This window comes from Pseudomonas sp. YY-1 (assembly GCF_002843095.1).
Lineage (GTDB): Bacteria > Pseudomonadota > Gammaproteobacteria > Pseudomonadales > Pseudomonadaceae > Aquipseudomonas > Aquipseudomonas sediminis_A.
In genome coordinates this window covers 203,925-215,030 of sequence record NZ_PJLX01000008.1, presented here as the reverse complement: position 1 = coordinate 215,030, position 11,106 = coordinate 203,925, and the positions used below count along the sequence as shown (strand labels likewise).

Sequence of the window (11,106 nt, the reverse complement as noted above, 5' to 3'; positions counted from 1 at the left end):
ACCGCCTGTAATTTCAAGGGCCAGTTACTGGACGCCCTGCCTCATGGACATGGGGAATTGCTTGTTCTCATAACTACCCGTGCAGTCAGCGGCGCTACGGCTGTCGGGGCTGCACACGACTTCCGGCAGCTTGTAGCTACTGCCATCGTTGCAGGCAGCCTGTCCCTGGTTGTTGATCGCCAGCTTGCCGCCCTGCATCGCGGCATTCACCGCCCCCGAGCACTCGACACCATCACCACGCCGCACCTTGACCTGCCCCTTGCCATCCTTGAAGTCATAGTCGAGCTGCATGGGCTTTCCGGTCTGCGCATCCTGAATACCGGCACCCGCTTTCCAGTTACCGTTGAGGAACTCAGTGGAGCCGGTTTCCAGTGCCTGCGGGGGAATGCTCAGGTCTTGTGGTACGTCCCGACCCGGCGGTTGCTTGCGAGGTGCCTGCTGCTCCTGTGGCGGCTCGGCAGATGGTTCCTCCGCGGCGGCATCCTCAGGCGCGGGCGGCGGCGGTTCTTCGCCCGGAGCCTCGGACTCGTCGGGTACAGCAGCGCCCTCCTCCCGCTCGGCAGCGGGAGACTCTTGTCCGCCCGGCAGTTGACCTTCGATAGCAGCACCCGATCCGGCACCATCGACCGAACCACCACGACCGAACAGGCCAATATCACGCTCATGCACCGGCAATCCCGGTAGATCGATACGATCGAGGCCGAGTGGCAACTCGACCGTTGACGCACAGGCGCGCAGCAAGAACAACAACAACAGTAGGAACAATGGCAGGAGCAACAGCCACAGCCAGCGCCACCAACGAGACTTCTTCACCGCCTCAACCGGCACGGCGGCGGCCAGCGGGGGCGGCACGAGCGGCGCTACTGGCGCGGCGCTGGGCACAGGCGGACGCAGACACAACAGCGGGTCGTGATCATAGGTTCCCGCGTGATCGGTGAACCCCCAGAAGGTGATGACGGGCTTGCCATCGACCAGGTAGACATGGTCGCTGTCGGGAAAGTGAACGGTTTTTTCCAGCAGGCGACCGAATATCTGCTTTTCCCGGCTCTGCGCGTCAGCACGCATGCTTTCACTGGTAGCGCCCAGTTTGGCGTGCATCACCTCGAGCTGAGCATAGGCACCTGCGCGCTCTTCAACCGTGGCCGCCGACCAAGGGATCACGTCGCCCTCTGCTGGCGCGTACCAATCGATACGGTCACCGGTTTCGTTGGGCTGCGGAATGGCTAAGCAACTGGAGGCTTCGCGCCCCATCTTCAGGCGAATGGCCTCGCGCAGTTGCAGAGCGGCGCTGTAGACCGGTTGACCATCGACCCCCAGCGCCTTGAATTCCTGGAGGTTACCCGTGCGGAGCAATGCGCCTGGCATGTGCGGTCATCCTTTCCCTGGCCATCTGAAAATAGAAATTACGGCGCGCTCATTCCTAATGACTTTGGAAGATCGCGTCAGTCAGCAAGGCTAAAAAGCCTTTTGTATTCAAACGTTAGCTGCACTTAATTTTTCGAAATGTGACATAGACATCGCTTCATGGGAATGCTTTTCGGCGCAAAAATCAATCTGCGACTGACTCTGAACCCATCAGTTTAAGCGTCTACGTTGAGCGGTCTAATCTATTTCTTCTTGCCACTCCTCCGGCAATTGCGGATCAACCCTCAACCAAGGCAGCCGGCTGCCCACCCAGATATGCCGGTCCGCCGGAGCCTGTTCCGGCTCGTCCAAGGTGGCGACGGTGACGTCCAGCGTGTGCGGGCTGAGCGACGTGAACAGCGCCAGATGTGCGCCGCAGTCCGCACAGAAATAACGCGTACAACTGGCCGACAACTTGAAAGCCTTCAGCGTGCCGCTTAACCAGTGAAACGTCTCACGGGGCACGGTGACCCAGGTGGTGAGAATCCCGCCCGTGCTCCGCCGGCAGACCAAGCAGTGGCAATGAGCGATGTCCTCCAGCGGCGCATTGATCTGATAACGCAGCGCACCGCACTGGCAGCCACCCTGATGTTCAGCCTTCATCCTGCCTCCGCCTTGCATTGCCCCGCGCCGCTGACCAAGATAGGCGCTCACCACCACCGGGGGTTGCCGTGATAGACCTGTTGCTGGCCTTGTGGCCGCTGTTCGCCATGATCGTTGCCGGCTACTGGCTGCGCCTGCGTGAGTTCCCGAGCGAGGCCTTCTGGCCGGGGGCCGAGCGCCTCAATTACTTCATCCTGTTCCCTGCCCTGCTGTTCTCCAGCCTGGCTCGTGCACCGTTGAACAACCCCGCCTTGCCGCGCCTGGCGCTGGCGGTGCTAATCGGTCTGGGCATCGCCTGGCTGACGCTGCTGCTGGTACGTCGCCTGCGTGGCTGGCCAGCGGGGCGTTTTGGCGCATTCACTCAAGGCATTCTGCGCTTCAACACCTACCTGGGCCTGGCTGCGGTCGGCAGCCTGTTCGGCCAGGAAGGCCTGACGCTCGCTGCCCTGATGCTGGCCCTGATGGTGCCGACGGTGAACGTGTTGTCGGTCTGGTCGCTGACGGCCGAACGCGGCATCAGTGCGCGCAGCCTGCTGCTGCCGATCATCAAGAATCCGCTGATCCTCGCCTGCCTCGGCGGTGCGCTGTTCAACCTCACGGGCATCGGCCTGCCGGGTGGCACCGACCGCCTGCTCAGCCTGCTCGCCGCCGCCAGCTTGCCTTTGGGCCTGCTCTGCGTCGGTGCGGCACTCAAGCCGGAACAACTGGGCGGAGAAATTCCTGCACTGACCTGGAACAGCGCCCTGCGCCTGCTGGCGATGCCGCTGCTGGCCTGGGGCGTGGCCTGGGCACTGGCCCTGCCGGCCATGGAGAGCGCGGTTCTGGTGCTGTTCTTTGCTCTGCCCACCGCCCCCACGGCCTATGTGCTGACTCGCCAACTCGGTGGCGACAGCCAGTTGATGGCCGGCATAATCACCCTGCAGACGTTGCTGGCAGCGGGCAGTCTGGTGGCGATCATGATGTTCCTGGCCTGATTGGCCAGCACGGGCGCTACTCCACGTAGCTCTCGATCAGCCGCTGATATTCGCCGCGGGCCTTGAGCGCCTCGAGCCCACGATTGAAGCGCTCGATCAACTCGGTAGCACGCGGATGCTGCCGCGAGACGATGAAGTGCAACGTACTGCTCTGAAACGGCACCCGTGACCGGTGAAACTGCGCCAGTTCAGCGCCAGCACTGTGCAAAGCACTACCCCCCAGGTTACGGTCGGCAATGAACAGGTCGTCACGTTCGAGCAGCAGCAGCCGTGCGCATTCCTGCAGACCCAGTGGAGAATGACGGCGCAGCACACCCTGCTCGACCATTTGCTGGATCGCCGCCGGTGGCTGCCAGCCCAGCGGATAGCAGAGTCGCCGGCCGATCATGGCGGGCAGATCATCGAGCTCGATGTGATCACCGGCCCGGCTGAAGATGTATGGTTCGGCCACATAAATGGGCGCCGAGTAGAGAAACTCCGCCTCGCGCTCGGCAGAACGGATGTAGGGAAAGGTGGCGTCGTAGTCACCGCGCTTGGCTTTCAGGTAACCGCGGCTCCAGGGCAGCCAGTCGAGCGTGATCGCCGTGCCCTGCTCGGCCAATGCCGCACGCACCACCTGGGTAAGCATGCCTTGGCCGGGCAATGCCTTACCGGTGAACGGTGCGTAGTCGTCGCCGGTAGCCAGGTGCAGCACCTCCGCTCGCACCGATGCGCACAACAGCAGGCCCAGCAGAGCCGCCCCCCAGAATCCCACCATCAAGCTCCAATAACTGGCGTGCATGCGCCTTACTAACCCTGATCATTGACTCTCGCTGTCGCAAGCCAGGCTGTCCAGTGCAACCCGGTTATAGAGCGACAATTCATCAGGTTCTCTTGATACGGAACAAGAGGCATTGCAAGACTACGACTATCCTTGCTGCACCACGAACCGACTGCGACACGCCGATGAATGACACCAGCGCCAACGACCAGCCCGATGTTTTCCCCTACCTGCAGCTGATGCATCAACATGCCGGCTCAGACCTGTTCTTCAGCGTCGGCGCGCCGCCGCACATGAAGGTCGAAGGGCATAGCCAGCCCGTCGGCCAGCGCATCATGAAGGCCGGTGAGGTGCAGCAGCTGGCCTATCAACTGATGACGCAGAAGCAGATCGCCGAGTTCGAACGCGACCTGGAGATGAATCTGGCCGTCAGCCTGCAGGGCGCCGGGCGTTATCGGGTCAACGTCTACTACCAGCGCGGCGAGGTGGCCATGGTGGTACGGCTGATCAAGAGCGAGATACCGGGCTTCGAAGCACTGGGTCTACCCAAGCTGCTGGAGAAACTGGCCCTGCAGGACCGCGGGCTGATCCTGGTCACCGGCGCAGCCGGCTCGGGCAAGTCCACCACCCTGGCGGCGATGCTGGATTTTCGCAATCGCCACAAGAGCGGGCATATCGTCTGCATCGAAGACCCCATCGAGTTTCTCCACAGCCATCAACGCTCGATCATCGACCAGCGTGAAGTCGGCCTCGATACCCACAGCTTCGATGACGCCCTGCGCAACGTGCTGCGAGAGGCACCGGACGTGATCATGCTCGGCGAGATCCGCGACGCCGCCACCATGCAGCACGCCCTGCACTATGCCGAAACAGGCCATCTCTGCGTCGCCACCCTGCATGCCACCAGCAGCAGCCACGCCATCGAACGCATCGCCCGCTTCTTCCCCGACGACGCTCGCAAACAGGTACTGGCCGACGTGGCGCACAACCTGCTCGCGGTGATCGGCCAACGCCTGGTGCCGGGCGTCGAGCAAAAGCGCGTGGCGGCGATTGAGCTGATGCTGGGCACGCCCTATATCCGCGACCTGGTCCAGCGCGACGAGCTGGATGAATTGCGCGAGGCCATCGCACGAGCCGCCGAGCAGGGTTTGCAGACCTTCGATCAGCATCTGTTCGCCCTGCTCGAAGCCGGCCGTATCAGCCTGGCCGAAGCGCTCAAGTTCGCCGACTCGCGTACCGACCTCAGCCTCAAGTTCAAACTCGAGCGCGGTTTTTCCGCCGACGACGCCGAACTCAAGGTGCTGCGCGACGGTTGACTGGCTTTCTGAATGATTTCGGCCGATGCTCATCTATACAGGCCGAAACCATAACGTCTAATCGGCCGTCTTTCAGGGGGCCGATTTATGCTGACCCTGCTGCATTTGCTGTCAGCCATTGCCCTGTTGGTCTGGGGCACACACATCGTACGTACCGGCATCCTGCGCGTGTTTGGTTCACAACTGCGCAAGGTGCTCAGTCACAACATCGGTCGTCGGCCGCTGGCGTTCGTCGCGGGCATCGGCGTCACGGCGCTGGTGCAGAGCAGCAACGCCACCGCGCTGCTGGTCACCTCCTTCGTCGCTCAGGGCCTGATGGCATTGGCGCCGGGGCTGGCGATCATGCTCGGTGCCGACGTCGGCACCGCGCTGATGGCACGCGTACTGACCCTCGACCTAAGCTGGCTCAGCCCGCTGCTGATCTTCCTCGGGGTGATCTTCTTTCTCTCGCGACGGCAGACCCGAGCAGGACAACTCGGCCGCGTGGCCATAGGCCTCGGGCTGATGCTGCTGGCGTTGGAGTTGATCGTTGCCGCCGCCACGCCGATCACCGAGGCACGTGGCATTCGCGTGCTGTTCGCATCGTTGACCGGCGACCTGCTGCTCGATGCTCTGGTCGGCGCGATGTTCGCCCTGCTCACCTATTCCAGCCTGGCAGCGGTGTTGCTCACCGCGACCCTGGCTGGCGCTGGGCTGATCAGCCTGCCGGTGGCCATTGGGCTGGTGATTGGCGCCAATATCGGCAGCGGCCTGCTGGCCTTTCTTACCAGCAGTCTGCAGAACCCGGCCGGGCGCCGCGTGGCACTGGGCAGCCTGATCTACAAGCTGATCGGGCTGTTGCTGGTACTGCCCGTGCTGCAACCACTGGCCGATTGGCTGGACAGCCTGAACTGGCGCCCGGCGGAGCTGGTGATCTTTTTCCACCTGCTCTACAACAGCCTGCGCGCGGTGCTGATGTTGCCCAGCGTCGGACTGATGGCGCGCTTCTGCAACTGGCTGCTGCCGGACCGAGCCGACGATAGCGGCATCGCCCGGCCACGCCACCTCGACCCAACGGCGTTGGCCACACCGAGCCTGGCGCTGGCCAATGCCGTGCGTGAAACCCTGCGCGTGGGCGACAAGATCGAAGCCATGCTCAACCGTCTGCTACCAGTGCTGGAGCAGAACCAACCGGCGCTGAACAAGGAGCTGCGCAGCCTCAATGACGATGTCGCCAGCCTGTGCCGGGCGGTCAAGTTGTACCTGGCGCAGATCCCGCGAGAGGCACTGAGCGAACATGACAGCCGGCGCTGGGCGGAGATTCTCGAACTGGCGGTGAACCTGGAGCAAGCCGGCGACCTGATCGAACGCATGCTCGGCAAGATCCAGAGCGAGAAGACCGCGCAACGCCGGGCCTTCTCCGAGAAGGGGCTGGAGGAACTGAGTAGTCTGCATGGGCAGCTGACAGCCAACCTGCGCCTGGGCCTGAACGTGTTCCTCAGCGCCGACCATGCCAGCGCCAGCCAGCTGCTGCGCGAGAAGCGCCGCTTCCGCGCGCAGGAGCGACGCCTGGCCCACGCCCATATCGGCCGCCTGCAGCGTCAAGTGGTGCAGAGCATCGAAACCAGCTCCCTGCACCTGGAGCTGATCGCCGACATGAAGCGGCTCAACTCGCTGTTCTGCGCCAGCGCCTACGTGGTGCTCGAGGGCGGCGAGACCGGCGCCCTCAAGCTCGAAGGCGGCGAGTGACTCAGTCGGCGCCGGTGACGCGCTCGGGCTCGGCCGGCTCGACGCCGCGCCAGGCGTACCAGGCGAAGAACAGCGCCATCAACAGGTAGCCGTGAACGAAGTCTGGCGCGGCGTACCACGCCAGCTTCGGCGCGTGCATCAGGCCAACGAAGGCCATGGCCGCCGCCACCAGAGCGAAGGTGGTGGCCTGGCGGAACTGGCGATCGATCACCGCCACGCACATCGCGCCCAGCAGGATGGCGCTGAACATGGCGCCCTGCCCCAGCGCGCCGATGGCGCTGGAAATGCCCTCGACCACTTCGGGTGCGCCACGATTGAAGCGCGTCGCCAGGTAGTTGGCGAAGTAAGGCAGCATTGCCAGCGCCACTGCCGGGTAGTAACGGGCGTGGTTGCTGTTGAACGCAGTGGCGATCATCGACATGCCGACGAACACCAGGATGGGCGCCACCACCGATACCGGAATCAGCGCGGCGATGAAGGCGATCAGACCGAACATGGTCGCCAAGCCGTACACCGCGCCATTGAGCAGGCTGTAACCACGCCCGGCACCCATCCACTTCGAACCCACGGTGGCGATGTAAACGGTGGTCGGGAACACGCCGCCGAACAGTGCCCCGAGCGAGGTGCCAAGTCCATCTACTGCCTGGCATTCGCGCACGCTGTAGCTGTCACCGGCGGCGCTCATGGCCTCGACGTTGTTCATGGTCTCGATGGCGTTGTACAGGGTGATCGGCAGGATTACCGTCATCAGCGCCAGCAGGCTGGTGAACAGCAGACCCAGGCCTTCGTACCAGGCCAAGTTGGGCAGCAGCGGGTAGAAACCCAGGTGGGTGAAGGCATCGCTGAACTTGCCGTTATCAGCCGCGCCGATCAGGTAGGCCAGCGCGGTGCCGACGACGATGGCGAACAGCGAGGCAGGCAGGCGGAACGGCATGCTCACCCGCGCCACCAGGCCGACGATGGTAATAGCCAGTACGAGCAGGCCGATCACCGGAATTTCCAGGGTCTTGAACAGCATTTCCCCGGCGATGAAGGTCAGTGCCACCCCGGCCACCGCGCCGAGCATGGCCGCACGCGGCAGATGACGCTGCACCCAGTTGCCGATCAGGCTGATAGCTGCCTCGATCAGGCCACTGATGAAGCAGGCAGCCACCGCCACCTTCCACGCCAGTTCTGCATCGCCAGTGAGGTTTTTCGCCGGCAGCAGCACGCCGAACAGGAAGACGAACATCACCGGCGTGCTGATGCCGTAGGACAGCGCAGTGACGTCGGCACGGTTCTCCTTGCGTGCCAGGCGCGCGGCACTAAAGGCGTAGTAGAAGTTGCCAGCCATCACCGCCACCGCCGCGCCAGGCAACACCTGACCGAACACGATCTCGGCGGGAAAGCCCATGCCCAGCATGCTGATGGCGATGATCACGAAGTTGGCGATGTTGTTCTGGAACAGGGCGAAAAAGGCGTCGGTGTCTTCCTTCTTGTACCAGGGATAGTGCACGCGTGGCGTCGACATGACTGGCTGAGTCCTTGTTGTCTGAATGATCAGGTCGGCGAGTCTAGCAACCCGTCGCCGGGGCATAAACGAACAAGGCAGCCGAAGCTGCCTTGTTGGAGGTCGAGACGCGCGCTATGTGCGCTGCGCGACCAGACGACGGCGCTGAAGCAGCACGACCAGACCGAACAGCAGGAAGCCCGGAATCCACATCAGTTCCTTGATCCAGCGGTCGGTCGGTGCCCGCACGCTGAGGATCTGCTGGTCGAACTCGAGGCCTGCATCGGCTGCGATACTGCCGAAGGTGACGCTGTCCACCAGCACCTTGTCGCCTTCCTCGTAGAGGTTCAGGCCGAGCTTCTCCAGGCGCGCCTGGCCCGAAGCGCCGTCCGGCACCGGCAGCAGCACGGTGAACTCACGCGGGTCGCCCACGGCGTTCTCGCCAAGAATGCGCAGGCGCAGCGAGCTGCCGTCCTCTACCCCATCGAGCGCTTGCGCCAGCTCGGCCGGCGGCACCTCCTGATAGGGATCGTGCAGCATGTCCATCCAGAAGCCGGGACGGAACAGGGTGAACGCCACCAACAGCAGCAGCAGGCTCTCGTACAGGCGGCTGCGCACCAAGAAGAAACCCTGGGTGCCGGCAGCGAATATCAACATGGCGACGGTCGCCACGATGAAGATCAGCACGCCATGCCAGAAGTCCACGTCGATCAGCAGCAGGTCGGTGTTGAAGATGAACAGGAACGGCAGCGCGGCGGTGCGCAGGCTGTAGAAGAACGCCACGATACCGGTCTTGATCGGGTCGCCTTTGGACACCGCAGCCGCGGCGAACGAGGCCAACCCCACCGGCGGGGTCACGTCGGCCATGATGCCGAAGTAGAAGACGAACAGGTGCACCGCGATCAGCGGCACGATCAAGCCGTTCTGCTGCCCCAGCGCCACCACCACCGGCGCCAGCAAGCTGGACACCACGATGTAGTTGGCGGTGGTCGGCAGGCCCATGCCGAGGATCAGGCTGAACACTGCCACCAGGATCAGCATCAGCAGCAGGTTGCCCATCGACAGCAGTTCGACCAGGTCGGCCAACACCAGGCCCACACCCGTCTGCGAAACCGCACCGACGATGACACCCGCCGCCGCCGTGGCGATACCGATGCCGATCATGTTGCGGGCGCCAGCGATCAGGCCTTCGCGCAAGTCGACCACGCCATCGATAAAGGTGCCGTGGTCATGGCTGCCATCGCGGCGCATCCAGCTCAGCAGCGGGCGCTGGGTGAGCAGGATGATGATCAGCATCACGCTGCCCCAGAAGGCCGACAGGCCGGGGGACAGGCGCTCGATCATCAGGCACCAGACCAGCACCACCACCGGCAGCAGGAAATGCAGGCCCGAGAGCAGTACCGCGCGGGTCTGCGGCAGTTCTTCCAGCGGCGCGTTGGGGTCTTCCGGCGGCAGTACCGGCACGCTGGCGGCGACTTTCAACAGCGCCAGGTAGACCACCGCGAGCAGAACGCCGATCACCGGCAGGGCATATTCGCCGAGCGCCGGCTTGAGCCAGCCGAGGCCGTAATAGACCGCCAGCGACAGGCCACTGATCAGCGCTGCACCGAAGGCGAAGCCGGTCAGGCGACGCAGCCAGGGCTTGGGCTGATGGCCGCCAATGGGTTGCAGGCCGAGCTTGAGCGCCTCGAGATGGACGATGTAGAGCAATGCGATGTAGGAAATCGCGGCAGGCAGAAAGGCATGCTTGATGATCTCGACATAGGGCATGCCGATGTATTCGACCATCAGGAAGGCCGCAGCCCCCATCACCGGCGGCATGATCTGGCCGTTGACCGAGGAGGCCACTTCGACCGCGCCGGCCTTCTCCGAGGAGAAGCCGGTGCGCTTCATCATCGGAATGGTGAAGGTGCCGGTAGTCACCACGTTAGCAATCGACGAGCCGGAGATCATCCCGGTCAGGCCGGAAGCCAGCACCGCTGCCTTGGCCGGGCCACCACGGAAGTGGCCGAGCAGGCTGAACGCCAGTTGGATGAAGTAATGGCCAGCGCCGGCTCGCTCGAGCAACGCGCCGAACAATACGAAGAGGAACACGAAGCTGGTGGATACGCCCAGGGCGATACCGAACACGCCCTCGGTGGTAATCCACTGGTGGTTGGCCAGCGCGTTGAAGCTGACCCCGCGATGCGCCAGCAGGCCAGGCATGTAGGGGCCGGCCAGACTGTAGACGAGAAACACCAGGGCGATGATCGCCAGAGGTGGGCCAAGTGCACGGCGCGTGGCTTCCAGCAGCAGCGGGATACCGATGCAGGCAGTGACCAGGTCGCCCGTGGTCAGGCTGCCAGGGCGCAGGGCCAACTGCTGGTAGAAGATGAACAGATAGGCGGCAGTGGCTGCAGCCACGAGGCCAAGGCCGATATCCAACAGCGGTACGCGATCACGTGGCGATCTTTTGAATGCCGGATAGGCGAGGAAGGCCAGCAGCAGGGCGAACGCCAGGTGAATGGCGCGGGTCTGGGTATCGTTAAGTACACCAACGCCGAAGATGAACGGCAGTGGTGAGGCGATCCACAATTGGAACAGCGACCAGAGCAAGGCAAGGCCGGTGATCACCTGAGCCATCGGGCCGACGGGCATACGCGCGCCGACATCCTGGGCGATCAGTTCCTCGGTGGAAAGTTGCTTGTCATGCATGGGGCGAACCTGCATTCGAGTAATCGGAGAACGGCAAAACCCGCGGGCCTGCGCCTGCGGGTTTGTTTAACACTAGAAGCGAATCGAGTGATGCGCCTGGCGACGCATCACTAATGGCCCTGGCGGATCGACCGGCAG

The 11,106-nt window shown here is 63.4% G+C and carries 8 protein-coding genes; 3 read left to right on the top strand and 5 right to left on the bottom strand.

Annotated features, from left to right (window positions below; genetic code table 11):
• Window positions 1-24: 24 nt before the first annotated feature.
• Entirely contained in the window at window positions 25-1,365 is a 1,341-nt protein-coding gene (locus CXP40_RS13740; RefSeq protein WP_106734194.1) for an SrfA family protein, read from the bottom strand.
• Between the two features lie 237 nt (window positions 1,366-1,602).
• Complete coding sequence (locus tag CXP40_RS13735; protein ID WP_106734193.1) at window positions 1,603-2,007, bottom strand: GFA family protein; 405 nt, start codon at window positions 2,005-2,007, stop codon at window positions 1,603-1,605.
• A gap of 107 nt (window positions 2,008-2,114) precedes the next feature.
• On the opposite strand from CXP40_RS13735, the gene CXP40_RS13730 reads away from it, so the two are divergent.
• The gene (locus tag CXP40_RS13730; protein WP_256579442.1) at window positions 2,115-2,981 is read left to right on the top strand and encodes an AEC family transporter; all 867 of its coding nucleotides are present in this window, start codon (window positions 2,115-2,117) and stop codon (window positions 2,979-2,981) included.
• A gap of 16 nt (window positions 2,982-2,997) precedes the next feature.
• Here the strand turns inward: CXP40_RS13730 and CXP40_RS13725 are convergent, their stop codons facing one another.
• A complete protein-coding gene (locus CXP40_RS13725; RefSeq protein ID WP_256579432.1) occupies window positions 2,998-3,762 on the bottom strand; it encodes an ABC transporter substrate-binding protein in 765 nt (254 codons plus the stop codon).
• A 164-nt stretch (window positions 3,763-3,926) separates the two neighbouring features.
• Between CXP40_RS13725 and CXP40_RS13720 the strand changes: the two genes are divergently transcribed.
• Complete coding sequence (locus tag CXP40_RS13720) at window positions 3,927-5,057, top strand: PilT/PilU family type 4a pilus ATPase (protein WP_106734190.1); 1,131 nt, start codon at window positions 3,927-3,929, stop codon at window positions 5,055-5,057.
• 87 nt (window positions 5,058-5,144) lie between these two features.
• Window positions 5,145-6,785 carry a Na/Pi cotransporter family protein gene (locus CXP40_RS13715; protein ID WP_106734189.1) on the top strand — a complete coding sequence of 547 codons (1,641 nt, stop codon included), beginning with the start codon at window positions 5,145-5,147 and terminating at the stop codon, window positions 6,783-6,785.
• A 1-nt stretch (window position 6,786) separates the two neighbouring features.
• Here CXP40_RS13715 and CXP40_RS13710 read toward each other — a convergent pair whose 3' ends face one another.
• Window positions 6,787-8,295, bottom strand: coding sequence for a uracil permease (locus tag CXP40_RS13710; RefSeq protein ID WP_106734188.1), 1,509 nt, complete (start codon window positions 8,293-8,295; stop codon window positions 6,787-6,789).
• A gap of 114 nt (window positions 8,296-8,409) precedes the next feature.
• Window positions 8,410-10,968 (bottom strand): TRAP transporter permease, encoded by a 2,559-nt coding sequence (locus CXP40_RS13705; RefSeq protein WP_106734187.1) that lies wholly within the window; start codon window positions 10,966-10,968, stop codon window positions 8,410-8,412.
• Window positions 10,969-11,106: the final 138 nt, after the last annotated feature.